This is a genomic window from Photobacterium swingsii, assembly GCF_024346715.1.
GTDB classification, from domain to species: domain Bacteria; phylum Pseudomonadota; class Gammaproteobacteria; order Enterobacterales; family Vibrionaceae; genus Photobacterium; species Photobacterium swingsii.
Genome location: NZ_AP024853.1, coordinates 1,683,665 through 1,709,670 on the forward strand (window position 1 = coordinate 1,683,665; position 26,006 = coordinate 1,709,670).

29 protein-coding genes are annotated in these 26,006 nt (G+C 43.5%); 20 read left to right on the plus strand and 9 right to left on the minus strand.

The window, feature by feature from the left end:
• The first annotated feature begins 92 nt into the window (after window positions 1–92).
• The 7 genes from cutD to OCU77_RS24590 all read left to right on the plus strand — a co-directional run bounded on the left by cutD (window position 93) and on the right by OCU77_RS24590 (window position 4,326).
• Window positions 93–1,067: a choline TMA-lyase-activating enzyme gene (gene cutD / locus OCU77_RS24560; protein WP_048899363.1), complete on the plus strand. Its 975-nt coding sequence runs from the start codon at window positions 93–95 to the stop codon at window positions 1,065–1,067.
• Between the two features lie 9 nt (window positions 1,068–1,076).
• The gene (locus tag OCU77_RS25290; protein ID WP_084711807.1) at window positions 1,077–1,739 is read left to right on the plus strand and encodes a BMC domain-containing protein; all 663 of its coding nucleotides are present in this window, start codon (window positions 1,077–1,079) and stop codon (window positions 1,737–1,739) included.
• A complete protein-coding gene (gene pduL, locus OCU77_RS24570) occupies window positions 1,736–2,389 on the plus strand; it encodes a phosphate propanoyltransferase (protein WP_048899364.1) in 654 nt (217 codons plus the stop codon). Before OCU77_RS25290 ends, pduL begins: the two co-directional genes overlap by 4 nt.
• An 11-nt stretch (window positions 2,390–2,400) precedes the next feature.
• Window positions 2,401–3,135 carry a hypothetical protein gene (locus tag OCU77_RS24575; RefSeq protein ID WP_048899365.1) on the plus strand — a complete coding sequence of 245 codons (735 nt, stop codon included), beginning with the start codon at window positions 2,401–2,403 and terminating at the stop codon, window positions 3,133–3,135.
• Window positions 3,136–3,185: 50 nt separating this feature from the next.
• Window positions 3,186–3,596 (plus strand): DMT family transporter, encoded by a 411-nt coding sequence (locus OCU77_RS24580; RefSeq protein ID WP_048899366.1) that lies wholly within the window; start codon window positions 3,186–3,188, stop codon window positions 3,594–3,596.
• On the plus strand, window positions 3,590–3,919 hold the full coding sequence (locus tag OCU77_RS24585) for a DMT family transporter (RefSeq protein ID WP_048899367.1): 330 nt from the start codon (window positions 3,590–3,592) through the stop codon (window positions 3,917–3,919). Before OCU77_RS24580 ends, OCU77_RS24585 begins: the two co-directional genes overlap by 7 nt.
• A gap of 182 nt (window positions 3,920–4,101) precedes the next feature.
• The gene (locus OCU77_RS24590; protein ID WP_239686005.1) at window positions 4,102–4,326 is read left to right on the plus strand and encodes a DUF1496 domain-containing protein; all 225 of its coding nucleotides are present in this window, start codon (window positions 4,102–4,104) and stop codon (window positions 4,324–4,326) included.
• 98 nt (window positions 4,327–4,424) lie between these two features.
• Here the strand turns inward: OCU77_RS24590 and OCU77_RS24595 are convergent, their stop codons facing one another.
• The 4 genes from OCU77_RS24595 to OCU77_RS24610 all read right to left on the minus strand — a co-directional run bounded on the left by OCU77_RS24595 (window position 4,425) and on the right by OCU77_RS24610 (window position 7,922).
• Window positions 4,425–4,589 carry a hypothetical protein gene (locus OCU77_RS24595; protein ID WP_162845628.1) on the minus strand — a complete coding sequence of 55 codons (165 nt, stop codon included), beginning with the start codon at window positions 4,587–4,589 and terminating at the stop codon, window positions 4,425–4,427.
• Window positions 4,590–4,903: 314 nt separating this feature from the next.
• Window positions 4,904–5,209, minus strand: a complete 306-nt coding sequence (locus tag OCU77_RS24600; RefSeq protein ID WP_048899369.1) for a DUF406 family protein — start codon at window positions 5,207–5,209, stop codon at window positions 4,904–4,906.
• A gap of 170 nt (window positions 5,210–5,379) precedes the next feature.
• The gene (locus OCU77_RS24605; protein WP_048899370.1) at window positions 5,380–5,730 is read right to left on the minus strand and encodes a DUF3316 domain-containing protein; all 351 of its coding nucleotides are present in this window, start codon (window positions 5,728–5,730) and stop codon (window positions 5,380–5,382) included.
• Between the two features lie 245 nt (window positions 5,731–5,975).
• A complete protein-coding gene (locus OCU77_RS24610) occupies window positions 5,976–7,922 on the minus strand; it encodes a RecQ family ATP-dependent DNA helicase (RefSeq protein WP_048899372.1) in 1,947 nt (648 codons plus the stop codon).
• A gap of 338 nt (window positions 7,923–8,260) precedes the next feature.
• Between OCU77_RS24610 and OCU77_RS24615 the strand changes: the two genes are divergently transcribed.
• The gene (locus OCU77_RS24615) at window positions 8,261–9,904 is read left to right on the plus strand and encodes a methyl-accepting chemotaxis protein (RefSeq protein WP_048899373.1); all 1,644 of its coding nucleotides are present in this window, start codon (window positions 8,261–8,263) and stop codon (window positions 9,902–9,904) included.
• A gap of 215 nt (window positions 9,905–10,119) precedes the next feature.
• Window positions 10,120–11,106: a GGDEF domain-containing protein gene (locus OCU77_RS24620; protein ID WP_048899374.1), complete on the plus strand. Its 987-nt coding sequence runs from the start codon at window positions 10,120–10,122 to the stop codon at window positions 11,104–11,106.
• Between the two features lie 2 nt (window positions 11,107–11,108).
• Here OCU77_RS24620 and OCU77_RS24625 read toward each other — a convergent pair whose 3' ends face one another.
• Window positions 11,109–12,026, minus strand: coding sequence for a LysR family transcriptional regulator (locus OCU77_RS24625; RefSeq protein WP_048899375.1), 918 nt, complete (start codon window positions 12,024–12,026; stop codon window positions 11,109–11,111).
• A 157-nt stretch (window positions 12,027–12,183) separates the two neighbouring features.
• Here OCU77_RS24625 and OCU77_RS24630 point away from each other — a divergent pair, with 157 nt between their 5' ends.
• Window positions 12,184–13,296 carry a YcjF family protein gene (locus OCU77_RS24630; protein WP_048899376.1) on the plus strand — a complete coding sequence of 371 codons (1,113 nt, stop codon included), beginning with the start codon at window positions 12,184–12,186 and terminating at the stop codon, window positions 13,294–13,296.
• On the plus strand, window positions 13,277–14,839 hold the full coding sequence (locus OCU77_RS24635) for a GTPase family protein (protein WP_204375171.1): 1,563 nt from the start codon (window positions 13,277–13,279) through the stop codon (window positions 14,837–14,839). The genes OCU77_RS24630 and OCU77_RS24635 overlap by 20 nt, the downstream gene beginning before the upstream one ends.
• Window positions 14,840–14,907: 68 nt before the next feature.
• On the opposite strand, the gene murQ is transcribed toward OCU77_RS24635, so the two are convergent.
• A complete protein-coding gene (gene murQ, locus OCU77_RS24640; protein WP_211320094.1) occupies window positions 14,908–15,813 on the minus strand; it encodes an N-acetylmuramic acid 6-phosphate etherase in 906 nt (301 codons plus the stop codon).
• Window positions 15,814–16,060: 247 nt separating this feature from the next.
• Here murQ and OCU77_RS24645 point away from each other — a divergent pair, with 247 nt between their 5' ends.
• The 5 genes from OCU77_RS24645 (at window position 16,061) to OCU77_RS24665 (ending at window position 21,267) form a co-directional block, all read left to right on the plus strand.
• Window positions 16,061–16,828 carry an outer membrane lipoprotein-sorting protein gene (locus OCU77_RS24645; RefSeq protein WP_048899378.1) on the plus strand — a complete coding sequence of 256 codons (768 nt, stop codon included), beginning with the start codon at window positions 16,061–16,063 and terminating at the stop codon, window positions 16,826–16,828.
• 69 nt (window positions 16,829–16,897) lie between these two features.
• Entirely contained in the window at window positions 16,898–18,160 is a 1,263-nt protein-coding gene (locus OCU77_RS24650) for an ABC transporter permease (protein ID WP_107302935.1), read from the plus strand.
• On the plus strand, window positions 18,150–19,382 hold the full coding sequence (locus OCU77_RS24655; RefSeq protein WP_048899379.1) for an ABC transporter permease: 1,233 nt from the start codon (window positions 18,150–18,152) through the stop codon (window positions 19,380–19,382). The genes OCU77_RS24650 and OCU77_RS24655 overlap by 11 nt, the downstream gene beginning before the upstream one ends.
• A 2-nt stretch (window positions 19,383–19,384) precedes the next feature.
• Window positions 19,385–20,098 (plus strand): ABC transporter ATP-binding protein, encoded by a 714-nt coding sequence (locus OCU77_RS24660; protein ID WP_048899380.1) that lies wholly within the window; start codon window positions 19,385–19,387, stop codon window positions 20,096–20,098.
• 11 nt (window positions 20,099–20,109) lie between these two features.
• The gene (locus tag OCU77_RS24665) at window positions 20,110–21,267 is read left to right on the plus strand and encodes a hypothetical protein (protein ID WP_048899405.1); all 1,158 of its coding nucleotides are present in this window, start codon (window positions 20,110–20,112) and stop codon (window positions 21,265–21,267) included.
• Window positions 21,268–21,359: 92 nt separating this feature from the next.
• On the opposite strand, the gene OCU77_RS24670 is transcribed toward OCU77_RS24665, so the two are convergent.
• On the minus strand, window positions 21,360–22,250 hold the full coding sequence (locus OCU77_RS24670; RefSeq protein ID WP_048899381.1) for a DMT family transporter: 891 nt from the start codon (window positions 22,248–22,250) through the stop codon (window positions 21,360–21,362).
• Window positions 22,251–22,591: 341 nt separating this feature from the next.
• On the opposite strand from OCU77_RS24670, the gene OCU77_RS24675 reads away from it, so the two are divergent.
• Window positions 22,592–23,047 carry a hotdog fold domain-containing protein gene (locus OCU77_RS24675; protein ID WP_048899382.1) on the plus strand — a complete coding sequence of 152 codons (456 nt, stop codon included), beginning with the start codon at window positions 22,592–22,594 and terminating at the stop codon, window positions 23,045–23,047.
• A 146-nt stretch (window positions 23,048–23,193) separates the two neighbouring features.
• On the plus strand, window positions 23,194–24,009 hold the full coding sequence (locus tag OCU77_RS24680; RefSeq protein WP_048899383.1) for an AraC family transcriptional regulator: 816 nt from the start codon (window positions 23,194–23,196) through the stop codon (window positions 24,007–24,009).
• A 4-nt stretch (window positions 24,010–24,013) separates the two neighbouring features.
• On the opposite strand, the gene OCU77_RS24685 is transcribed toward OCU77_RS24680, so the two are convergent.
• Window positions 24,014–24,367, minus strand: a complete 354-nt coding sequence (locus tag OCU77_RS24685; protein WP_048899384.1) for a VanZ family protein — start codon at window positions 24,365–24,367, stop codon at window positions 24,014–24,016.
• Between the two features lie 227 nt (window positions 24,368–24,594).
• Between OCU77_RS24685 and OCU77_RS24690 the strand changes: the two genes are divergently transcribed.
• Both OCU77_RS24690 and OCU77_RS24695 read left to right on the plus strand, forming a co-directional pair.
• Window positions 24,595–24,801 carry a DUF3283 family protein gene (locus OCU77_RS24690; RefSeq protein WP_048899385.1) on the plus strand — a complete coding sequence of 69 codons (207 nt, stop codon included), beginning with the start codon at window positions 24,595–24,597 and terminating at the stop codon, window positions 24,799–24,801.
• A 211-nt stretch (window positions 24,802–25,012) separates the two neighbouring features.
• A complete protein-coding gene (locus tag OCU77_RS24695; protein ID WP_048899386.1) occupies window positions 25,013–25,261 on the plus strand; it encodes a hypothetical protein in 249 nt (82 codons plus the stop codon).
• Window positions 25,262–25,325: 64 nt separating this feature from the next.
• Here the strand turns inward: OCU77_RS24695 and OCU77_RS24700 are convergent, their stop codons facing one another.
• Entirely contained in the window at window positions 25,326–25,637 is a 312-nt protein-coding gene (locus OCU77_RS24700; RefSeq protein ID WP_107302936.1) for a hypothetical protein, read from the minus strand.
• Window positions 25,638–26,006: the final 369 nt, after the last annotated feature.

Consider the following 26,006-nt stretch of genomic DNA (forward strand, 5'->3'; position numbering starts at 1 on the left):
AGGGGGTGAAAGCCCCCTTACATAAAAACACTCAGCCTGAGCAAGAGTAACTACATACAGGCAAATGCGTAAGCAAAGTGAGGAGAACAACAATGACTGGGATAGCGCAAGTGAGTAATGAGACCGAATTGAAAGGGCGTATTTTTAATATTCAAAAATACTCCATTTATGACGGTGATGGGATCCGTACGCTGATTTTCTTTAAGGGTTGTAATTTACGTTGTGACTGGTGCGCCAATCCTGAAGGTTTGAGCAGCAAGTTCCAAGTTATGGTTAGCCACGACAAATGCGTGCAGTGCGGAAAATGTGCCGATGTTTGTCCTGCTGGTGTTCACCTAATGTCGACGGATGCCAATGGTAATCAAGTCCATAAAGTAGACCGAAATGTCGATTGTATAGGTTGTCGTAAGTGTGAAGAAGTCTGTATGGGTGATGCACTCGATATCATGGGTAAAGATGTGACCGTATCAGAGCTGATGGAAATCATTATGCAAGATTATGATTTCTATATGTCTTCTGGAGGTGGTGTCACCCTTGGTGGCGGTGAGCTGAGTCTACAAACGGATTTCGCGGCCGCGCTGCTAACTGAATGTAAAAAGCAGATGATCAATACCGCCATTGAAACGCAGGGTACAACCAGCCTTGCCAATTACGAAAAGCTAGCAAAATGTGTCGACTTGTTTTTATTTGATATTAAGCAAATCGAAACCAATCAGCACCGTGAGTTATTAGGTATAGGTAATGAAGGCGTAAAACGTAATCTTGAACGCCTGGTTGAACTTGGCGCCAATATTGTTATTCGCATGCCACTGATTCGAGGCCACAACGATTCGTACGACTCGATCACGGGCGCATTTGAATACGTAATGGACTTAGCTAAACGCGGTAACGGTAATATCCAGCGAATCGATGTTTTACCTTATCACCAGTTTGGTAAGACGAAATACGACAAGCTCGACATGATTTATCCCATCACTCAAGACCTTGGTTATAGCGAAGAAGAGCTGAATAAGCTGAGTGACTTCTTCACCCAGTTTGATTTCGATATTCGCTTAGTTCGACATTAAGGAGACATTATGACGATAAGTCTTGGGGTGATAGAAACCGTTGGCTTAACTGCCGCTATTCATGCCGCAGATGCAGCGTGTAAGGCCGCAGGGGTAAGTTTAACGGGGTACCGAAAAGCGGGTTCTGGCCTGGTTTCCGTTTACTTTGAAGGGGAAATCAGTGCCGTAAAAGCTGCGGTTGATAGTGGCCTTGATGCTATTTGCGAGCAGTCTGCAAGCAATATGGCACTCGTGATGGCAAGGCCAGATAGCAGTGTGCTAGCCATGTTGGCGCATGGTCCAATTTTGCATGCTGAGACTGAACTGAAAGTACCCGTGGAAGTAACCGCTAAACAGACTTCGATAGAAGAAGAGGTAAAACCTGAAGTAACTATGATGGATGAAGCTAAGCCTGCGACATCAGCAAAGGTTACAGACGGTGATAATACAACAATTGCAGCGAATCCACAGTCAGATGCCCAGCCTGCGGAGGCAACTGAACCTAAGGTTCCAACAGCAATGGATAAACAAGCCGCAGTGTCTATGTCTTCAAACTCTATGTCTTCAAACTCTATGTCTTCAGACTCTAAGTCTTCAGAGTCATCGGAGGGGGCAGTAGATAAAGCGGTGCGTAAGCCAGCGGCGTCACGCCGTAAGCGAACAAGTAACAAGTCGCAGGGAAGTAAGAAATGATTAATTCGGCATTAATGAATGAAATCCAGCAACGTTTGCCCGCTTCATCGGTATGGCCTAAAGCAGTGCCGTTGGCAACGTCTGTTGGTATTCCAACAGGGGTTTCAAATCGTCATGTACACCTTTCGCAGGCTGATATTGAGGCATTGTTTGGTGTGGGCTATCAACTAAAGCCGTTGAAAGAGCTACGCCAACCAGGCCAATTTGCCGCGCAAGAGTGCGTGATGGTTGTTGGGCCTAAAGGTAGCTTAAGCAAGGTACGTGTACTTGGCCCAGCAAGAGCGGAAACCCAACTCGAAGTCTCTAAGGCCGATTGCTACGCCTTGGGGATTAAAGCGCCAGTACGTGAGTCAGGTGATTTATACCAGTCGGCTGATGCATTACTGGTGGGTACCGCAGGGCATGTCAATCTGCAGTCGAAAGTCATCTGTGCACAGCGCCATATTCATATGTCGCCGCAAGATGCTTTGGTTTTGGGGGTAGAGCATGGTCAAAAAGTGCGTGTGAGCGCAGGGCAGCAATGTGGCTTGGTGTTTGAGCAGGTTGTTGTTCGTGTTGATAGCCGCTATGCCCTTGAGTTCCATATCGATACCGATGAGGCCAATGCGGCAGGTATTCGTTCGGGTGATGCAGTTTATCTGGTGGATTAACGGAGTGAGCCATGGACGACAAAAACGTCAATGAGCAAGGCATTGATTTCATCGTTGACCGCGTTCTAGCAAAAATGGGTAAGTCGACCTTAATTGTTTTGACTGCCGCAAATGGGTACCACTACGAAATTGCGGCTCAGCTAAGTACATGGGAAGGGATGCATTGGCAAGTATTTGCCCATTCAAAGGCTAATCTAACGAAGGAATTAGCTGCGGTAGATCACTTAGGGACTCAAGTTCATTGGGATGGTTCAAACCCATCGGTTTGGTTAAGTCAGTATGAGCAAATCTTATTTCCATATTTGGACTTCGCGACTTTAGGGGAAGTCAGTAATGGAATGTATTTAAGTTCGGCGGCTGTCTTGTTTCAGTATGCTTTGATGAAAGGTATGCCAACGTTCGTACTGGATTATCAGTGTGATTTAACCAGTGAACTCAACCAATTACTAGGGTTGTCTGACAACCCTGCAATGTGTGAGCGTTCGAAAACGCAGTTAGAACAACTTGTGAAATATGGCGCAGTTACGGGGTCATTAATCGACATAAAAGCAGCGATGCAAGGAACGAAAGTACCAAGCAAAGCAACGCCTGAATGTAGCCAGAGAAGTGTATCTGTGGCTGAAAAGTTATCGGGATATATCACCTTAAGTGAGGTAAAAAGCAAAGGAGTGAGCGCTTATACGCAGCAAGACAAGCTAACGGATCTTGCGGCGGAATATGTCAAAGAACAACAACTATTACTGTAACAATTTTATCCAATCGTAAGACAAAATTTAAATTAAGCTAGGAGCTGAAAATGTCTGAATCTGTAAAAAAATGGCTGTGGATGGCGCTGGTGATTGCGTCTGAAACATCTGCAACATCAACCTTAAAAATGTTCGATACCAGTGTTGGTTTTACCAAAACGGCACTATTAGCAGTTATCGTTCTGCTTTATGTGGTGTGTTATTACTCGCTGTCTCAAGCCGTTAAATATTTACCTGTTGGCCTAGCGTATGCGACATGGTCTGGTACCGGTATTTTATTGGTGTCTACATTAGGTATGGTTTTCTACGGTCAGCATCCTGATATGGCTGCCATGGTTGGTATGGCAATCATTGCCAGCGGTATTATTATCATGAACCTATTCTCTAAAATGGGTGAAGAAGAAGCAGAAGAAACTGAAACAGCACCAGTCGTTCAAAAAGAAGGAGAAGCACAATGTTAAATGCAGGCGTATTATGGTTAGCATTGTCTATCTGTTCTGAAATTACAGGTACTTCTTTTATCAAGAAAACCAATAACTTCCGGAAGATTGGACCTTCTATTTTAGTTATTAGTGCCTACAGTATTTGTTACTTTGCTTTGACTAAAGCGATGGGCTATATCCCTGTGGGTATCGCATATTCACTATGGTGTGGCTTCGGTATCATTGGTGTAACACTTTGCTCTATGGTGCTATATAAACAGAAACCTGATTTTCCAGCCATTCTTGCAATGGGCTTGATCATTACAGGTGGCGTGATCATGAATATGTTCTCGCAAATGTAATCATTGATTATGTAAGCAAGATAAAGCCGGCAGATTGCCGGCTTTTACGTATGACTAACCTATTGTTATTACTACTACAAAGCAATGTAGAATCTGCTGTGATAGAGTGGCGTTACTCGTGGAAATATAATGACAGGTTAATCACCATGAAAGGGATACTGATATTAGTAGGAGCACTTTGCATGAGTGCTTCTGTTCATGCATTAGAAAGCAAAACAATTTCAACCGGCACTAAGGCTAAAGTCCACCTCGATGTGCAAGGCGTAGGGAAGAGAGTGTGCTTTTATGATGATAAGGCATACTCGTTAGGATCTGTGATTAAGGTTGAAAACGTATTATTAGAATGCTTGCCTGAGAAAGAGTTCGAACAAAACGGAGCACTTCGCTGGCATAAAGTTGGCGCTTAATTTCGCTGGACTTTATAGCTCATTAGTTACGTTTTTTCTGAAAGGTGCTTGAACAAAAAAGCAGTGCTTGGTCACTGCTTTTTAAATGATTCGTTTGCTTAGCGAATAACACGGCCTGAGTTAGGCGCTAGTTTCCCTGTGCCACCTTGGTGGTGAACGGTTGTTACACCCATCTCATTCATCAGCAATTCTTTCATTGCTGCCGCTTCACGCTCGTTGCTTGGTTTCCAACTCGAAATCACTTTTGCTTTGTTAGTTTTCATAAAAGCATCCCTTTTTAAATTAAAACTAGAGTTTTTTCTAATGCGTCAAAATGCATAGTCTGGTTTAGATTTTATACAAGTTTGAGATAATTTCCAGTATTTAATTCGCATAGCGAATTTGAGCTTTTATGCGTAGTTGGTGGCTTGTGTTGGAGGTTTATTCAGATATAGAGGTTTATTTTGCAAGAAAGGGAGCTGGCAGTAGATGAGTAATGTATCAATGGTGAAAATATAATCAGGCGCAAAGAGCGATAGGTCGTTAGGCACCTGATTAGTCAATTATCCCTGAGAGGGATGGTTGAGGCGAGGCTCAATTATTTCGCTAGAGAGCGGCTGCGCAGTTCAAAAATCAGTTTTTCAGCACTGCATTCAAATTCGATACGAGCGGTTAGTTCTTGGCTTTCTTCTGAAAGCGGTGTTGTTTCGTGTTTGAAGTTAGTGTTTACTTCTTTAGCTAGTGCTAGGTAGTTGCTGAATTCAGCAAGCAATGCAGTTTTGCCATTAGCAAAGATTTTCACTTCAGCAACATCATCATTTTCTTTGATTACGAAGCCCATTTCAGCTGATACACCACAAGCTTCACACGCTTGGTATTCTAAATCTAGATCTTGGTTTGACATGACTTTAATCCCCATTGGTTTTATGGGCATAGTGTAATGTCTTGAAAGTCTGAGTGCTATGGAATATTGATGAAAAATAGGATTGTAAAAGCTGAATACTCATCCACCTCTGTTTAAATGATGAAAAAAGAGCCTGATAACAGGCTCAATAGATAAGATTCGAATCATGCCTAGCGGTTATTGGCTTCTCGAATGTCGTAGCTATACCCGACGTTGACGACAGCGCGGTATTTGACATCACCTTGAGCGGTTGAGAATTCATCTACTTCAATTTGCGAATCATCAATTTGAATAGAATTTGTTTTAAGGCCGTATTCGTAGATCCCTAGGGTACGTTTGAGCTTTTTAGGTGATGACTGCTCTATGTTGGACGCAAATTGTCGACCGAGTTGGTAAGCGCCTTCCCGAGAGTCGCTAACCCCAGCTGTTAAGTTTATGTTTTCTTGTTTAGAGTCCCACGAAAACGCAAAGGTACTACAGCTAATCAATAAGGTTGTGAGTGCTACCAGTAACTTGTTCATGTTTAGTCCTCTTTTTGTATCATCGTATTCTGCTTAGTGAGTGAATTGTATTGGTACAGACGAAGAGTGTGTTACTACATCAGACCAGAGGGCGAGCCATAACTTTCATTGGTAGGGGCGAAAAAAGAAAACTATTTACAGCTGAGGAAAAATACAAGGTGAAAACAGATGCTATGGATTGGAGATTAGACGCTAGAGGGATCGCTGATAGCCTAGTGGGAAAAACTATCAGCGAGATACAGTTTCTAGTTTCTAGTTTCTAGTTTTGCGAACACATGAATGTTGTTCAGGATATGTTGAAAAGGGTATTGCTCTAATTTGGCAAAGCCACTCATTTGGCGTGCTTTAACCTTAGTGTTTAATGGCGTTGTCATACCAATTAAAAAGCGTGCGATAGCATGTGGTGACGGCTTGGTTTGCGTCTGCTTCTCGACCGCTTCGATGAAAGGATCACACCATGCTTTTAGGGTGTTTTCTGATGGTAACTCAGCATCTAATCTTTGACTTGGTAGCGTCGCGATGCTATTGCGACAGACTGAACAATGGCCGCATTGCTGCGGCGCGTTATCATCAGCAAAGTATTGTGCTAAACGGTGACTTAGGCACTCACTCGACTCAAAGAAAGCCAGCATATTGTTTAGCCGATCTATTTCATTGGTTTCTTTTTGTGTGAATACGCTGTGTAATTGCAGCGCGAGTTTATCGGTATCAAAGTGTAGGTTATTAATACTGTAAACATCGGTCATTTGCTTACTTTCTAAGGTGATCCAGCCTTTCTCATTAAAATAATCCATAGCGGCAACAACCCGCTTTCTATCGGCACTGTAGCCCTGCCAAAGCGCATCAAAATCGATACTATGCCAAGTTCGAGCTTTTGGAGAACAAGCAAAAATAGCCTGCACAAATCCTTGGCGCTCACCAGCAAACTGCGACACTATCCAGTCGATAGGCTGAATTGTTTTAAAGCGATAATCGGCGAAGTAGGTATATTTAGCTTCGATGACACCTTCCATCTCAAGGTACACTAACAGTGTTTTAAGCGGCAGTGCGCGAATGTTGGTTTCGCGCGACAGTTGGGTCATCATAATTTCCCATTGACCTGGTTGTTGCTTAATATCGTTTAGGACGGCCTGGATGCTGGTAAGATCAGGCGTGTCACCATAAACAAAGTTTTCTAATACATTTACCCCGTTGCGGTTTGCTAAAACCGTACAGTGAGAAAGCTGATTGTCACGACCAGCACGACCAATTTCTTGGCTGTAGTTCTCGATGGACTTGGGTAAGTCAAAGTGAACAACGTGGCGAATATCTGACTTATCTATCCCCATACCAAATGCGATGGTAGCCACAATGCATTGGATTTGACCCGTCATAAAGCGTTGTTGAATTGTTTCGCGTTTATCACTTTCTAAGCCCGCATGATAAGCGGTTGCGGGTACGCCATGATGGCTAAGGTACTGCGCAATTTCTTCCGCTGTGTTTTGCAAGGTGACATATACTATGGTGGGCTCTTGTGGGGTACTTACCAGCATATCGCGCAAGGTTTCGCGTTTTTCTTCCTCCTCGACAGCTTTAACGCTGAGATCGAGGTTGTGACGGTAAAAACCTGTCACCACGGTGCATTCATCACTGATTTCAAATTTACGCTGCATATCAGCAATAACCGCTGGCGTTGCTGTTGCAGTAAGCAGCAGTACCTGTGGAATATTTAATGCTTGGCGATATTCTGGCAGTTTCAAGTAATCAGGACGGAAGTTATGTCCCCATTCAGAAATACAGTGTGCTTCGTCAACCACCAACATTGAAATGGGCACTTGTTGGATGAATTGGCGGAATCGTTCATTCTTCAAACGCTCGACAGAAATCATCAAGACTTTCATTTCGCCTTGACGTACAGCTTGCATGACCTGTTGTGTCTCTTCCCATGTCTGGCTTGAATCGATAGAGGCCGCCGCAATTCCTTTTTCGTGTAAAAAAGAGAGTTGATCGCGCATCAGTGCCAAAAGGGGGGAGATAACCAGGGTTAAGTTTGGCAGGTGTAAAGCCGGCAATTGATAACACAAAGACTTTCCAGATCCTGTCGGGAAAATCGCAGCGGCTGATTGACCGGAAAGAACATGGTTAACGACAGCTTCTTGTCCGCCTCGAAGGCTTTCAAAGCCAAAAACATTCTGGAGAGTTTGTTGATACATGACACGACCTCTAACTAGTTAGGTGCAGTGTACGTAAGATGCGATTATCTTTCCATCTTCAGCATAATATATGAATAGAATGAGTTTGCTTTGGTGGTTTTTATTTATAAATTCCGTAGTCATTTATAAGTCACAAACGTTTGATTCAAAGGTATTTAATTGTAAATAGTTGTACTTTTGATGCTTCGCGCTTATTGAGTCGCTAGTGGCTCAAAAAATAAATTTACTTAGAAAAAAAAGATATTTGAATCCACGTTTATATAATCAACAAACCGCATAATTAGGCGGGCTCTCGATTGTGAGTATATTGCCCTAAAAATTACTATAAAGGTGTTTATATGCAGTGGTTTAATAACCTTTCTTTTCGATTAAAGGTTGCAGCACCCACAACATTAGTTACGGTTGTTTTTCTGGCAATTCTTACTGTTATTTATGTTGTGTTTTCAGATCAGCGCCATGCTGAAACATTAATGAACGAAGACGTTGAGCCTGTTTTATTGAGCATGGATGAAGGCTATCGTGATATGTATCAGATTATCGCTGCAGGGCAAGGTGTCTTGTTAGCCGACGGTGATCAAGCCTTGCTTAAATATAATCAAGAAGAGTATTACGACAATGCAACGAAAGCACTGCCGCGAATAACATCAGTACAGCGTTTAATTGATAGCCAATTTATCGGTCATTCTAATCAAGCGATGCTGGATCAAATGAAGGTGAGTTTTGCTGAATTTAACCAACATTACCGCTTTATGGTTGATAACCCAGCAGTAGCTTATAACTATTTTATTGATAACCAAGCAGTGATTGTTGCATCGTTTGATAAATGGCGTGGTGAATTTAAATCTATTTATGGTGATATTGAAGTTGCGCAAGCTGCTCTTGAAAAAAAAATTAAAAATGAAGTTGCAGTTGCAACCTTGGTATTGGAAGTCGGGGTTGTACTTGCGATTCTACTTTCTATTTTTATTACTTGGACAGTAACAAATGCAGTGCTTGCACCATTGCGTCGTTTAACCCTTACTATGAATGATATTGCGTCGGGTGAAGGGGACTTAACTCAACGTGTTGCTGTGGAAAGTAAAGATGAGATTGGTGAATTAGCTGCTGCGTTCAATCAGTTCACATCAAAAATTCAGCATACGATTCGGGATGTCACGGGTATTGTTCAGTCGGTACGCAACGAGAGCCAAAAGATCCATCGTGAAAGCGAGGCGATTTTAGTCGCTGTCACTGAACAGCAAAATGAGAGTGCGCAAGTAGCAACTGCTGTGCATGAGATGAGTGCAACCAGTGACAGCGTGAGCACGCATGCTAACGAAGCTGCACAAGCGACACGTGATGCGAGCAATGAATCAGAGGCGGCGAAAGAAACATTAGGCTTTACTGTCACCTCTATTCATCAACTTGCGAATGAAATTGAATCTTCTAGTGCTGTGGTCAGTAATTTAGAGCGTGATGTGGGTAATATCGCCTCTATTCTTGATGTGATTCGCGGCATTGCCGATCAAACGAACTTGTTAGCCTTGAATGCAGCGATCGAAGCTGCTCGCGCAGGGGAGCAAGGTCGCGGATTTGCTGTCGTTGCAGATGAAGTACGATCGTTAGCCAGTAAAACACAATCAAGCACGGGCGAAATTCAAGTGATGATTGAACGTTTACAACAAGGTGCTAATGAGGCGGTATCTGCGATGGAACTGAGCCGTGAGAGTGGAAATCGTACGGTTGAGCAAGCAAACAGTGCTAACGAATCGTTAAACGCTATCGGTCAGTCAATTGACGTTATTAATGAGATGAACATTCAGATCGCGACAGCTGCGACGCAACAAAGCCAAGTGAGCGAAGATGTTAATCAAAATATTCAAACGATTGCCGATAAGAGCCAAGCAATGTTGGATAAAGTTCAGATGACAGAACAATCTTTTGATATGTTGGCAAAAGAATGCGAACAACTTGATCGGTTAATACATCAATTTAAAGTATAAATAAGAAAAGGTTTAATCCATAAAGACCGGTTGTTGGTGACGACAGCTGGTTTTTTTGTGTTTTATTGTCTAAATGTTCAATAATTTGAAGTTTATTTGTCGATAAGACTTATTAAGTAAAAATATCTTTTATATCAAGACTATCGCAATGTTATTATTATGCCGCCGTGTAACTGAAGCCATATACATATTGGATATAAAAGGCGAGAGATAGAGTGCTGACATCGAAGTTATTGAAAGGGATCCCTCATAGTCATGATGATATTCATGCTTTATTGACCAATGATTCAGGTGGTTTTATCCAAGCGATCCTTGATTGCATTCCTATGCCTGTTTTTTATCGTTGCATCAAAGGTATTTATCTTGGTTGTAACCATGCTTTTTCTGAAGCGATAGGGCTGAATAAAAATGAAATCATAGGTAATGATCTTTTTCATATCTTCCCGAAAGACCAAGCTGAAAGCTATTTAGAAAATGATGCACAGCTGTTGAAAGCACCCGGTAGTTGTGTGTACGAAAGTGAAATGCGAACATTTGATGAACGCAAATTTTATGTTCGTTTTCATAAAGTGTCTTTTAACGACAAAACTGGGAATGTTGCTGGCTTTTTAGGGATGTTTGAAGATCTTACTGACCAAAAAAAAATGGAGAAAGAGTTACATCGCCTTGCTACACGTGATCACCTTACTCAAATCTATAATCGCCGCGCCATAGAAACTAAGCTGATAAAAGAAATTGTTATTGCGCTAAAATATTATCGTTCAATTTCTGTCGCTATGCTGGATCTTGATGGCTTTAAAAAACTGAATGATAACCACGGTCATCAATTGGGTGATCAGTTGCTACAGTGCGTTGCCAGTCAATTATTAAGTCAGCGTAGAGCCAGCGATTATATTGGCCGCTTTGGTGGCGATGAGTTCATTATTATTATGCCTCACACTTCACTTAGTGATGCCGAGCAATATACTTTTCAGTTACGACGCTACCTTGAAACACACTGTTTTGGTGCCTTCCCATCGGAAGTAGGTGTCAGTGTGGGAGTGGCGTCATTAAGTTCTGAGAACATGGTGGGGAAAAGTGCATCTCAAGTGTTGGATGAGCTGATAGCGCAAGCCGACAGTGCCATGTACCGTGATAAAGGTGCTGGTCGAGAAGGTAGCATAACTAAAATTTGTCCAACCTGCGACATACTGGCTGGTTAGGTTTATAGCGCGAGTGTGTTTTTTACCATAGTGATAAACCAATCATAACGCCGTGGCAGCGGACGGTGGCGCTTTTTAACTAAATATAAGGCTTCGCTCACTTGATGCGTCAATGGATAGACATGAAGCAAGTGCGGCTGATGAAAGCTTTCAGCAGCAGATTCAGGTAAAACGGTATAGCCCAACCCTTGCGAAACAGGTAACAGAATTTGGCTCAATTGATTGACGTAACCTGTAATGTTGAGCTGACTTACGCTCTTAAATGATTCTGGGAAGTTGGGCGTCAGTACCTGAGAAGCATAGTGTGCCCCATCAGGATGATGAATAAAGCCAAGTGCATTGAGTGTATCAAAACGTAATGGCTCGTTCGTTTCACGGTCTGCTTCTTCACGCTGCTTTGCAATAAATTGTGCGGGTAAAATAAGGCTGAGTGATGATTGACCAATTTCTTCAAAAACTAAGTCACTATTTGAGTCCGTTCGCGTCACTATGCCCACTTCTAAATCATCACTGAGAATGTTTCTGATCGTGGATTGGTTCGGCCCCGCTTCAACATGAAAAGATAACTGCTTATAGCTTTGCTGGCGCTGCAATAGGCGAGGATAAAGCTGCATAGCGAGTGATCCTGAACAGCCAATCTTACATTCACCACAATAAAGATCATCAGCAGAGAGGCTTGCTATAAATTGATGCTCTTGCGCTTGTTGCTGCAGCCCAAATTCATACATTTTCTGACCAGCTTCTGTTAGCTCGAATCGTTTACCATAACGAATAAGTAATTCACTCCCCAATTGTTCCTCTAATTTCTTTATATGTTGGCTGACCCCAGGTTGAGTCATATACAACTTTTCTGCTGTTTGGGTGAAATGGCCGGTATTGACGAGAGTGATGAAGGTTTTTACCCATGTAGGATTGATCATTTGTCACACCATAACAGTCAGTTATTATTTAGAAAGAGTTTGATAATTATATAGTAACTTGTTAGCAGAACTATATACCCCTCTTCTTTTGGGTATGTCATTCTGTTAAATTGATCAGATAACACTATTTTCTCGCTGAACTAGGTAGAGAGCCTGTATGGATTTTTTTGAACGCGTTAAGTCTTATTTGAACCCAACAGTCGACCCCGATCTGACCGCAGCGTTCGATCATCAAACAGCACGCTTACCAACCCTTTGGTTGCTTGGTAAAACAGGCGCAGGAAAATCGTCGCTCGTTCATGCAATAACGCAGCAGCCAGAGGTTGAAATTGGCAACGGCTTTCAGCCCTGCACACAAACGGCGAGTAGCTATGACTTTCCTGCGGATAAGCCGTTAGTACGCTTTTTGGATACGCGCGGGCTCGCGGAAGCTGAGTATGATGCACATGCTGATATCCAAGCGTGTGAGGATAGGGCAAGTGCGTTAATCGTGGTAATGAAGGCGGAAGAACCTGAACAAAGCAGTGTCTTGAAAGCCTTAAAGCAAATTAAAAAATCAAAGTCGCTCAAGCAAATTTTACTGGTACATACAGGCACATTCTTGATTGATGGCTTAACTGAACGCAATCAGTGCGTAGCGCATAACCAGCAGCAAGTTGAGGCGGTTTGGGAAACAGAGGTTAACGCTGTTGAAGTTGATTTTGAATGCGAGGATGGTAGTCAGGCTGGTATTGATCGACTGCGCGAAAAGTTGGCTGAGCTATTACCTATTGTTGCGCAGATTGGTGAAGATGCCGAGCACGAAAGCCAAGAAGAAGCTAATTTCGCTAAATTGCGTACCGAAATATTATGGTATGCAGGTGTAGCGGGTGGAAGCGACGCAGTTCCGGCTGTCGGACTGGTGTCTGTCCCTGTTATTCAAGGAAAAATGATCCATAGCTTAGCCAACCAATATGGCGTTGAGTGGGATAAAAATGCTATGGGAGAGTTTATGGCAACCTTGGGTACCAGCTTTGGGGTGCAATATGCCTCGAAATTAGGGATTCGTCAGTTGGTTAAGCTGATCCCTGTTTATGGTCAAACCATAGGTAGCGCGACAGCAGCAGTGGTGAGTTTTTGTACCACGTTTGCGATAGGCCGAGTGGCTTGTTATTACCTTTATCGTCAGAGCAGAGGCGAGGCGGTATCAGAAGAAGAACTGAAAGCCATGTATAAATCGGCGTTTGAAAGCATTAAAGAGGTCGCGAAAAGTGAAACGAACAGCCAATAGCGTGAAAGCCGTTTCGTCAATGTCTACGGGAGTTATTCCCTTATTGCTTGCAGGTATCATACTGCCACTGTGTATTTTGGGCGGCTTTGGTCTATACGCCATTATTGAGCTTGGTTACCTTATTCCATTTCTGGTGCTATTAGTGGTGAGCGCTCTGCTGGTCGCATTGCCTGTTTTGTGGCTGAAACGACAAATTAAAGCGGACAGTGAGAACCTAGCTCATAGAGAAAACACCGAAAGTTTAGTGCGTCCGTCTGATGATTGGGGGGCGGGTGATCAGGCGGTGTGGACAGAGCTTAATGATGAAATTACTCAACAGCTAGCGATGGATGCTGAATGGGGATCATTGCGTGAGCATGCACTTACTCTTGTTACATTAACGGCGACACGGTACCGCGGAAAAGCACAAAAAGAACTGGCTTTTTCTTTGCCTGAATTGCTGAAAATGACCGAAGAAGTCAGCCGTCGTTATCGTATTATTTTGAAACAGCATGTCCCGTTTATAGAAAAGATTAGCCTGTCTTTGATTAAAAAAGGCATGGATAACAAAGATAAAGCGAAAGCAGGGTTAGCATCGGCTAATTGGTTGTGGAATAGTTATCGTGTTGTGCGCATGGCAAATCCTTATACGGCTATTATGTCTGAATTTCGCAGTAAAATTCTGGGTGAAGTTTTTAATCAAGTAAGTAGTGAGCTGCAATACAAACTGAAGAAAGCATTACTGCAAGAGGTGCTGTCAGTCGCCATCGATCTTTATAGCGGTCGATTCAAGGTTGATGACGATGAGTTAACGGACAGCGCATCCCATGCGGCAGACCAACAAGCGATGGCTGTGCCGCTCGAGCCTTTGCGTGTGTGCTTAGTTGGGCAGGTCAGTGCGGGTAAATCCTCCTTGGTAAATACACTAACCGGTGAGCTCGTTGCTGAGGTGAACGCCTTACCCTCTACCGATAGAGTGACGGTGCATCAGTGCCAAGTAGAAGGGTTGGATACTTTGCATTTGATTGATTTGCCAGGGTTAGATGGGGATACAGCTACAGAAGCTTTATTGCTTGATCAACTGTCACAGGCTGATTTAGTGCTGTGGGTCTTGAAAGCCAATCAGTCTGCGCGTGATCTCGATACTCAGTTTAAAGCACGGCTGGACGCGTATTATCAATTACCTGATAACCAAAGCCGCAAGCGCGCACCTATTATTGGGGTGTTAAATCAGGTCGACCGGTTATCGCCAGTATCAGAATGGCAACCGCCTTATGATTTAGCAACGACCACAGCGCGCAAAGGACAAACCATTAAAGCGGCGGTTGATTATAACCAAACGCTATTGCAGTTTTTGTCGGTGTTACCTGTTTGTATCAGTGACTCTAAACCGCATTACAACGTGCGTGAGCTCGAAGCTTTGATCGACCAGTATTATGCGGAAGGGGCGCAGGCACAGTTAAATCGTCGTCGTTTAGAAGCTAATGGTGATATTAAGATCAGTGAACAGTTTAAGCGGGTGTATCAATCAGGTAAGTCGCTGTTTAAATTAATGCGGCGCTAGTCGTTTACAGTTGTTTTAGCATCTAGAGCTCGCACTATCACTGTATTGTGATAGTGCGGTTGGGGTAGTTAGGCCTTGGCATTGATAGCATCACGAGTAAAACCACGGTGTTGGGCAAGTAATTGGCTCGCTTCATCCGCATTGCTGTTGGTTAGTATCATCACAATGGCTGTTTTGCAGTGACCTTCGCAGGCATGCAGTGCTATTTCTGCCTGTTCACGCGTACAGTCTGTCGCTTCAATCACAATACGTTTTTGGCGTTCAACTAATTTGGCATTAGTCGCCTCTACATCGACCATCAGGTTACCGTAGACTTTGCCCGAGCGGATCATGGCACCCGTCGTGAGCATATTTAACACCAGCTTTTGTGCTGTTCCTGCTTTCATGCGTGAAGATCCTGTCACCACTTCTGGCCCTACAACAGGGGTTATACTCACATCAGCCAGCTCAGTCATTGGGCTATGCGGGTTACAACTGATGCAGGCCGTCGTCGCACCAATTTCTTTTGCGTACGTCATGGCACCCAGTACATATGGCGTGCGTCCACTTGCTGCTATCCCGACTAATACGTCTTTGTCGGTGAAGTTTAATGCTGTTAAATCACTCTTACCGAGCACTTGATTGTCTTCGGCATTTTCAACGGCACGAAGGATCGCGGTATGCCCCCCCGCAATAAGACCAACCACCTGTTCGGCTTTGGTACCAAAGGTAGGTGGACACTCACTTGCATCTAAAATACCCAGACGGCCAGAGGTGCCCGCACCAGTATAGATCAAGCGCCCACCTTGCTGGAAAGCGGCAGCAACCGCATCAACGACTTGCGCTATTTCAGGCAATACTTGTTCAACAGCAATGGCGACTTTTTTGTCTTCATTATTGATCACAGCCAGCATATCGAGGGTGGATAAAGTATCGATATCTTGGCTGGCAGGGTTGCGACTTTCAGTCACCATGCGGGTTAAATCTATCTTCACGGTAGTCACTCTGAATGATTTTTTATAAGCATATCATGGTTAAGGTAAACCGTAGGGCTATGACGTGTCTCTCGTCACAGGAATTGCATGTGAACAGATTGAAAACACGTGTTTTTCTATAGTCGCTGTAGCCTTCCTGTTAGTATGAAAATACCCTGTTTGACACCATACTTCGTCAGTTTGCATCGAAAAAGGTGGGAGTTATAGCCTGTATTATCTATGCGAGCGTGAAGATAAGGACATTAGTATGCGCAAATTAGTACCAGCTTTGCTTCTTGTTTTGTCATTTTTGGCTTCCTCATTGGTTGTCAGTTCGGCATGGGCGCAGAGTGCCGCTGATATCGTCACCTTATCCGATCGGCAGATGCGGGGGGATTCAAGTTATTCCGAAATGACGATGAAGATTATTCGCCCCGACTGGACGCGTAGTATGAGCATGAAAAGTTGGACCAAAGGCCAAGACTTATCTCTGGTATTGGTAACGGCGCCCGCAAAAGATAAAGGCAGTGCCTCCCTGAAGCGTCAGCGTGAAATGTGGAACTGGCTACCAAGTATCGAGCGTGTGATCAAAATTGCGCCTTCTATGTTAGGGCAATCTTGGATGGGCTCAGACTTCACAAATGACGATTTGATTAACCAATCTTCGATTGTGGTTGATTACGATCACCAGATGGTTAAAGAAGACATTGTCGATGGGGTTAAAGCCTGGGTAATTGATGCCGTGGCGAAACCCGATGCGCCTGTCGTGTGGAGCAAGGTGCGATTATGGATTTCTCAATCTACTTACTTACAGCGCAAGGTTGAGTTTTATGACGAGTTTGATGAGCTAGTCAACACCATGGCAACTTTTGATGTCAAAACAATGGGTGAGCGCCAAATTGCGACTCGCATGGAAATGGTGCCTGCCGATAAGCCTGGCAATAAAACCGAGATGATCACCCACCAAGCCCAGTTTAATTTTGCCATTAAGGATGACTTTTTCTCACAGAGCCAAATGAAGGCTTTGCGCGATTAATTGTGCTTTTGAAGCATGCGTGAATGGGGCTACGAATTACGCCTCAGGGACAGTTAGTAGAGGGTAGCGATGCTAGTTAAACTTGCTTGGCGTAATTTATGGCGACAAAAGCGGCGCACTGTGCTGACGGCCTCTGCGTTAGCTTTAGCATTATTTTTGTCGTTACTGATGCGTGGATTTCAAGAAGGCAGTTACGCCAATAATATTGATAATGCTGCGCGATTTTATACTGGATTGATCCAGCTTCAAAACAGTGATTATGTTGAAAGCCAAAGCATTGATGACTTGTTGCCAGCATCTGCTACTTTTATTCAACCAGCCAAGCAACACGCTAATATCAGTCAGATTTTACCGCGCATCGAGTCCTTTGCGCTATCTGCATCAGGTGATAAATCGAAAGGTGTGATGGTACTTGGTGTACTGCCAGAGCAAGAAGATGCTTATTCGGGCATTGCCAGTAAATTAAGCCAAGGTGAATTTCTTACTCAAGTCGATGATCAAGTACTCATTGGTGAAGGATTAGCGCGTTATTACAATATTACTGTCGGTGATGAAATCGTGCTTTATGGGCAAGGTTACCAAGGGCAGACGGCTGCGGGCCTGTACCGTATTAAAGGCATTTTACATTTCCCCGTTTCGCAACTTGATAACCAACTCGTATACATGCCATTAGCACAGGCTCAAGTGCTATACAGCACAGGCGAACAGGTTACATCTTGGGTGTTACATACTAAAGAGCTCGCTGGACTGCCCCAAACAGAACAAGATTTGCAACTGGCTTATGACGTGATGACATCGCAAGCTTCTGGTGGTCGTCCTCTGGATGTTGTCGTTCGGGATTGGCAAGATTTATCGCCTGAAATGGCGCAACAGATATTGCTTGATCGGGCAGGTGGCTTGTTTTTGATGTACATCTTGTACGGTGTGGTTGGTTTTGGCTTATTTGCGACATTGATGATGATGACATTGGAGCGTCAGCGCGAATTTGGCGTGATGTTGGCTACAGGTATGCTCCGCAGCCGACTTTTACAACTTATCAGCATTGAGTCGCTTTTGATCGGCTTACTCGGGATTGCGCTTGGTGTTCTTACTGCGTTACCCATTTTATTGTGGTTCAGTGCATTCCCTATCGAGCTAACAGGCGAGACAGGTAAGATGATGTTGGAAATGGGCTATGAACCCATTATTCCCGTGCTGATCAATAGCGCGTTATTTCTCGATCAAATTCAAATCGTGCTGATTTTGTTAGTGCTGTGTTTGCTATATCCCATGTGGCGAACTTACCGCCTTTGCTTGGTTGATGCATTAAAAGGAGGCGCTCATGGTCATTGATGTTTGGCTAATTAAGCTGGCATGGCGCAATTTATGGCGTAACAAACTCCGCACTAGCATCATGATAGGTGCGATGGTGTTTGGTTTAATGGGTGTGGCTAGCATGATGGGCTTCATGACTGCCTTGCTCGATAATATGATCACCAATGCGATTGCATGGCAAACCAGTCATCTACAAATACATAATACTCGGTATATTCAAAATCCTGACATTCAAGCCACGATTGTGGACGCTGACAATATAGAGCTTGAGCTGCAAAACAACCTCGCGATACAAGCATGGTTGAGCCGGTTATTGGCAGATGGGATGATTGCATCGGCGCGCAGTACCCGAGGTGTCAGGATTAACGGTATCGACCTTGATTCAGAAGCTAAACTGACTCCAATCGCGTCTCACATTATTGAGGGTGAATGGTTAACCGAACAGGGGCGTCATCCTGTGTTGGTGTCTGTTAAAACGGCAGAGCGCTTAAAATTACGAGTGGGCTCGAAAGTGGTACTGACATTTACTGACGGAGAAGGGGAAGTTACAGGGGCGGCGTTTCGCGTAAAAGGGTTATTCAAAACACCCTCGACCAGCTTCGATGACGGTAATGTCTATGTTCGAAAAGCCGATTTAGCCACATTGAGTGGCATTGAAGGTATCCATGAAATTGCGATTAAGTTGAATGATGATGAACAATTGTCGTCTGTACGCAAACAGCTATCGGCAACGATGTCAGCGGAAAATACCGTGCGCGACTGGCAACAAATACAGCCGATGTTGGCATCTGTTATGGCATCATTTGGGGTCAGCAACTTCATTATGTTAATGATTTTTGTGGTGGCGATGGGCTTTGGTATCGTGAATATCATGCTGATGTCTGTATTTGAGCGAACCCGTGAATTTGGTGTATTGATGGCTGTGGGGATGGCGAAGTCCAAGATTTTTGTTTTGATCATGTTTGAATCCGTATTACTTGGCATCGCGGGGGTAGTGTTGGGCGTGTGCGCGAGTATGTTACTGATGCTCATCCTGCAAACAACGGGCTTGCCGTTGGGCGGACTAGCGGATGGATTAGGTGCATTTGGCGTCGATACCCTGTTGTACCCAAGTTTAAGTGCTCAAGATTATCAACTAATGGTGGTTACTGTGGTGATTACCAGCTTATTCGCGGCGATTTATCCGGCTCGGCAAATATTGAAGCAGCGTCCTGTTGATGCAATGGCGGAGAAACACTGATCATGACAATTCATACTCAACAACTTTGTAAAATTTATAATCAAGATACAGACTTTCCTGTTCATGCCGTGCACCAGCTGGATTTAACGATTGAGCAAGGTGAGTTTGTTGCCGTGATGGGGCCATCTGGTTCGGGCAAAACCACCTTATTGAATATGCTTGGTGGGATAGATACGCCCAGTTCAGGCACTGTGGATATTGATGGTTGTAATATTTGCAACCTTGATGAGAAAGCCTTGATTGCTTTTCGTCGGGATCACATTGGGTTTATCTTCCAAGATTACAGCTTGTTACCTGTGTTAACTGCGCTTGAAAATGTTGAGTTTGTGATGCAGTTGCAAGGGCATAATGAACAAGAATGCCGTCAACGCGCCACGGAATTATTGACCCAAGTAGGACTAGCGGACCAACTCCACAAGGTGCCATCTAAACTGTCAGGCGGACAGCAACAGCGTGTTGCGGTTGCCCGTGCGTTAGCGCCGCGCCCGCGTTTTGTGATGGCTGATGAGCCAACAGCCAATCTTGATGCCAAGAGCACCGCCGAGCTACTTGATATTATGTTGCACTTGAATGAACAAGAAGGGACGACCTTTATTTTCTCAACGCACGATCCCCGTGTGATCAAGCGTGCGCGGCGTGTGATTGTGTTTGAAGATGGCCAGTTGAAACAAGACAAGCTGCAACAGGAAAATACACAAGAGGATGTGGCCAAGTGAAAACGCAGGGGATGTTAGCCATTGTCGCTATGCTGTCATTGCCTGCTGTTGGGCAAATACCGGGCTTAGCCCCAGAAAAAAGCTGGGACTTAGGCGGTTATGTAAAATACATGGCCACAGCGACAATACCCGATGAAGCATCCAATAGCCTTGATCATTTAATTCACCACCGGCTCAATTATGAATACCGCTTTAACGATAAGCTGCGTTTTAATCTAGGTATGCGTAATCGTTTATTGTTTGGTGATTCCGCTGAGCTCGCTGGATATGGCGATTTGATTGGTTATGATCCTGGTTATATGGATCTCTCGAAAAACTGGTTAGATAAAATGGGCGTTGTCGGTAATAGTCAGTTTGATCGTTTATATCTTGATTGGCGTCGAAATGATTGGCAATTTCGCGGTGGTCGCTTTCGTATAAATTGGGGAATGGCGACCCTATGGAACCCCAATGACTTATTTAATTCCTATTCGATTTATGATTTTGACTATGAAGAAAGACCGGGCTCTGATGCTATCTTTGTCAGTAAAAAACTCGGCTATGCCAGTTCGGTCGACCTTGTTTATAGCCCAAATAATGACAGCGAATTAACGAGTTATGCAGGACGTTACTTGTTTAATTATCAAGGTTGGGATGCACAACTGCTGGTGGGTAAATCGGGGTTAGATCAGGTAATAGGAGGCGGTTTTGCTGGCGATATCAAAGGCGCAGGTTTACGGGGTGAACTGAGCTGGTTCGATCCGACTCAAGATGAGTGGCAAGGTGCAGAGCTTGCCACTGCGGTTGTTGGGAGCCTTGAAATGGACTACAGTTTTGGTGGGCAGCGAAACTGGATGGGGCGTACTGCCATGCTCTATATATCAAACCCACAAGAGCCAACTAACGCCATTGCTTTCTTAAATTTGCCGCTAACCGCAAGAACACTGAGCTTTACCGAATTTACTTGGTATGGCGATGTTAGTTTTGATATATCAGCTCTGAGTCGCGTAACCCTTTCTAGTACCTATTATCAAGATGGTTCTTATTTTATTGGCGCATCGAATAGTTATTCTTTGGCAGATGATTGGCAATTAATGACAGTGTTGCAACGTTTTGATGGCACAGGGCATAGCTTATTTGGTAAATCCGCCAGCACCTTATTGTTTGCCCAGCTAAAGTGGAGTTATTAGTCACTCTACACCGTATAAAATTTATATCTATTTGATAAAAGCCCGAGCACTGTGATGAAGTGATCGGGCTTTATTATTTGAACAAATAATTGTTATGCCGTTGCCAGTTCGACAGGTTTGTTTTTTCGTGGCTTTTTCTGAGCCATAGCTACGCCGCTTAGCACCATGATGCCACCCACATAGTGATAGATAGCCAATTGTTCATTTAGGACCACGCTAGCAATGAGTGCCGTCATTACAGGCATGAGGTTCATGAACATCGCAGTACGATCTGCACCGAGGCGTTGAATGCCTTGTAACCAACACCAAGGAGCAATCACAGACGCAGGGATTGCGGCATACATGATCAGTGGTAACGACTCTGGCGTGATAGTCATGCGTTCGCTACTCAGTAATAATGGAGTTAGCATCATCACTGCAAATAGTCCTTGGCAATATACAGATTGCCAGTTAGACAGGGGCATCTGCCAACGTTTAAGCAATACACAATATAACGCGTAAACAAAAGCCGCGAGCAGTACCAGCATATCGCCTTTATTGATCCCTTGAGCGATCAATATGCTCAAATCACCATGACTAAGCATTAAAATAAGCCCAGAAAGTGACAGTACAGCACCGACAATGGCAAGCGGCGCCAAACGGCTGTTTAATAAAGGTACACTGATGAACATGCTGATCAGCGGTACTAACGACATGATCAAAGCCATATTAGTCGCAGTCGTTGTTTCAGCAGCGAAGTAGCCTAAAGATTGGTTCAATACCATACCAAGAAAGGCAAGAAAGCATATTTTAGGTAGGTATGGTTTTATCGTTTTACGTGCATTCCATACAGATTTTGCCATAAATGGTGATAACGCAAGCATAGCGAAGAACCAGCGATAAAAAGAAATTGCGCCAGGATCGATTACGCTAATAGCCATTTTGTTAACGATGGCATTCCCTGCCCAAATCGCTACGGTAATTAAAGGGAATAAATAGAGCATTGGCTGCCTCTGTTGAAATAAAGAAGAAATATGTCGCTTGAGAATAGTATTGTGTCACGTCAGCTAAGCTATACATATCTCTAATCGGACATAACAGGGGCATAGTCAGACATTTGTGTGATTTATATCTTGAATGAGCCTCAGCTTTAATCGTGCCCTGTTTTATTGCGTTTATAACTAACTGATAAAAAAGGTTTATATAATTGTTGATGAATTTCTGTTTAATTCTTTCTTAAAAGGAAAGGGTGTCAGCACTGTGAGGACAATCAGCGTGATTTATTGTATTTGGTAACTTTGGTCTATACTGTGGTCAGACCAGAATGTTGAAAAAGGAGTTTTCAATGCGTAAGAACCTAAAGATCTATCAAAGATTAAGTAAAGTCCCTTTCGGCCGTCGAATTTTTTCATGGGTAGTTTGTCGAATGGCACCCTATTTTGGTTCGATTAAGCCAACAGTGACAGAACTCAAACCTGGTTATGCGCAAGTTCAGATTGGCAAGCGTCGCCGTGTGACTAACCACCTTAATACCGTGCATGCTATTGCGATGTGTAATATGGCTGAATTAGCAGGTGGTTTAATGACGGATGTTTCTATTTCGGGGAAAAGTCGTTGGATACCAACGGGTATGACAGTGAAATATGTCAAAAAGGCAAAGACAGATCTGACGGCGGTTGCCAATGGCGAGAATATTGATTGGACGAGTGAAGGCGATAAAATCGTACCTGTCGAGGTCAAAGATACGGAAGGCAATACCGTCTTTACCGCAGAAATCACGATGAATGTCCGAACAGCCTAATATCAGCTACAGTACCTTTACCTCTGTGCTAAGGCGCAGAGGTTTATGTCATCGAGTACTAGAGTCTTTTGTAAGGTATTGCACCCTGCTATGAATGCGATTACTTTAGTTGGGTTATCGCAACTAATCTCACAGCTTCGGTGAATATGAGTAAAATCTACCAACCTCTTTTCGATGATCACAACCCACCGGCACAGATATTTTTTGGTCATGAAGTTTTTCTCTCCAACACTTCTACCTTAAAACACCGTCACTCATGGGGGCAATTGCAGCTGATCAGTGGTGGTATACTTGAACTCAATGCTGAAGGGAAACGATTTTTATCGCCATCACAATACGCGGTTTGGGTGCCTGCTGGCGTTGAACACGAAAGCTATATGCGCCGAAGCATGAATTATTGTTCGATGAATATTGTTCATCCTCTGGCTGATGCGTTGCCCCAATACGCCTGCTTGCTTGAAGTTAACCCTATTATGGAAGCCATCATTAATGACTTGAAACACCGTTGTGTCACGGTGGCAGAAACAGAGCAAGATAAGCGCCTTATCAGTGTCTTGTTTGATCAAGTGAAGCAAGCAAAAGAACATGACCAGTTCCTTCCTATGTCGGATGATAAGCTGCTTAAACCAATATTATTAGAGTTAGAACGCAACCCTACGAGCAGTGTTACACTTGCAGAGTGGGCAACAAAACGCCATACCACTGAGCGTACATTAGCGCGGCATTGCCAAGATAAGCTAGGGATGAGTTTTACTGAATGGCGTCAGCGTCGTAAATTTGTTTATGCTTTACATTTATTGCGAAGAGGGATGTCGGTGAAGGAAGCCGCTTTAACCTTGGGTTACCATCAAGCTTCCCCTTTTATTACCTTATTTAAACGTCACGCAAATTGTACTCCAGAGCAATACCGTCAGCGGCTTGGCTTAGCACACATAGAGCGATCTAATCTGCCTCGTCATTGATTTCTCAGTTCAATTTGCGATTAGCATGAATGGCACTTGTGCGATACATTCTAATAATCAATACGCCCCCCATAACCCCGAGCACGTTAGCGCAAAAATCTGCGATTGAAGCAATACGTCCCGTACTGGATGCTTGTAACACTTCGAGTATGCCACCATAAATGATAATGCCGATACAGAGCACGATAGCCCATTGTCGATTTCGAGTGCAAAAATAAGCGAGCAGCGTAAAGACACTATATGCTGCAAAGTGCTCAATTTTGTCATGATAGGCAAAAGTGAGGTGTAGAAGCTCTATTTGTGTCAGTGACAATAAGCTAATTAACACGCCATATAATAGGAAAATTAATTTACGCATTGGCTCTTTTTCATTCAGTGCTGGCTAAACCTCTACGTAGTCCATGTATTTAGTACATGGCAACCTAAGGATTAACGCGATTATTTGGTTTGTTGTTTAAGCGTAGTGAGCTTGTGCTGTCTTATTTTTGAAGGCATGAGACGAGAGGAACAGATAAAATCACATGTGCGAGGGCTGGCATGGTGTTAAGATGCGTGCACTTGCACATTGAGTAATTTGAGGAAGATATGCATAACCTGACACTGTTATCACCTGCAGAAAAGAACCGCATTGAACTAGACAAACAGGCAGCATACATAGTGTGGCAGCTAAAAAATGCAAAAGCGGGTTATGAGGCGATCACAACACAAGCGGAAAGCATTGCTGATGACGATGATCGTGATTTCTTTAATCATGCTATAACGAAATATAAAATAAAAATGGGCGTGCAATAGGTAAGATTAAATACTGTAACTGAACGTGTTTACTATTAAAAAACGATCATAGAATGTAGGAAAGTGTTAGCAAATATAACCCGTTAAAAATAGTGATTGTTGAATATGAGTGTTTTGAATAAATAAGTTTCTTAAACCTGTTGTTCATCATGTTTTCGTATAAAACATATCGTAAAATATACTTTATGCTGAATAAGTACAAAGGATATAAATGACACTTTCTATTGAATGGTTCAATCAATCTGAAGCGCGAAAATTGCGCTGGGATACTGCCGGACTATCTCTTTGTGATGTTGAGCAAGCTCTCCAGCACTATGGTTCTGATGACTTTCCTATTGCGCTAGAAATGGCGGAATACCTGTTTGGGTGTTGGAGTGCGAGACGTATTGCAATGCTGCCTATTAAAACGCGTGATACGTTATTTGATATTTGGGATAAACACCTAGCCAAAACATTATAAGCCGCAATGATGCGGCTTAAGTCTCCTATGTATAGGTAAGCTGACAATATGGGGGGGAGAGAACTTAATGTGGTGGCTTTTCCACGTATTCGTATCTTTCCCCTGATTTTTTGTAAAACACATTGTCGATAATGGCATAAGAAACTCCCGCAATAACGGCGAACGTTGCAATTTCTGGTAACGATGAGTGGTGAAAGTGCTGTTTACGTGGAGGTTGATGGACCACAATCACTTGATTCACATGGTGGTGCTTGTGCTTGTGCTTGTGTTTTTTATGTTTAACCACGATAACATCATGGTGATGCTCTTTTTTTGCCCACGCCATAGTTGGGGCTAAAAACGTCACAGCTAATAGACATGAAAGTAGTTGTTTCATAAATGCCTGTTTATTCACTATTGATAATACACACAATAAACTGCCGTGAGGGGAATGTTGTCATGTGGATGTCAGTGTCTTGGTATTAATGCATGATAAATGTCGCTAACTTCTCGCAAAATAATGTTATTTTTCCAACTTCCTCTATCAACCTATAATCATGCTTATAGGTTTCCCTCTTTTTGTTTGGTGTGCTTTATTTCACTCAATTTTGATGCTAAGTCATTGAATACGAATTAATATGTCAAAAGTACGGGTTAGGCGAAAATATGGGTCACAAATGACAGTTTATTGAAAGAGGGCAAGGGGGTTTTTGGTACAAGAACAACAATTAAATCCTTTTTGGATGTTGCCTTGGCGCGATTTTGT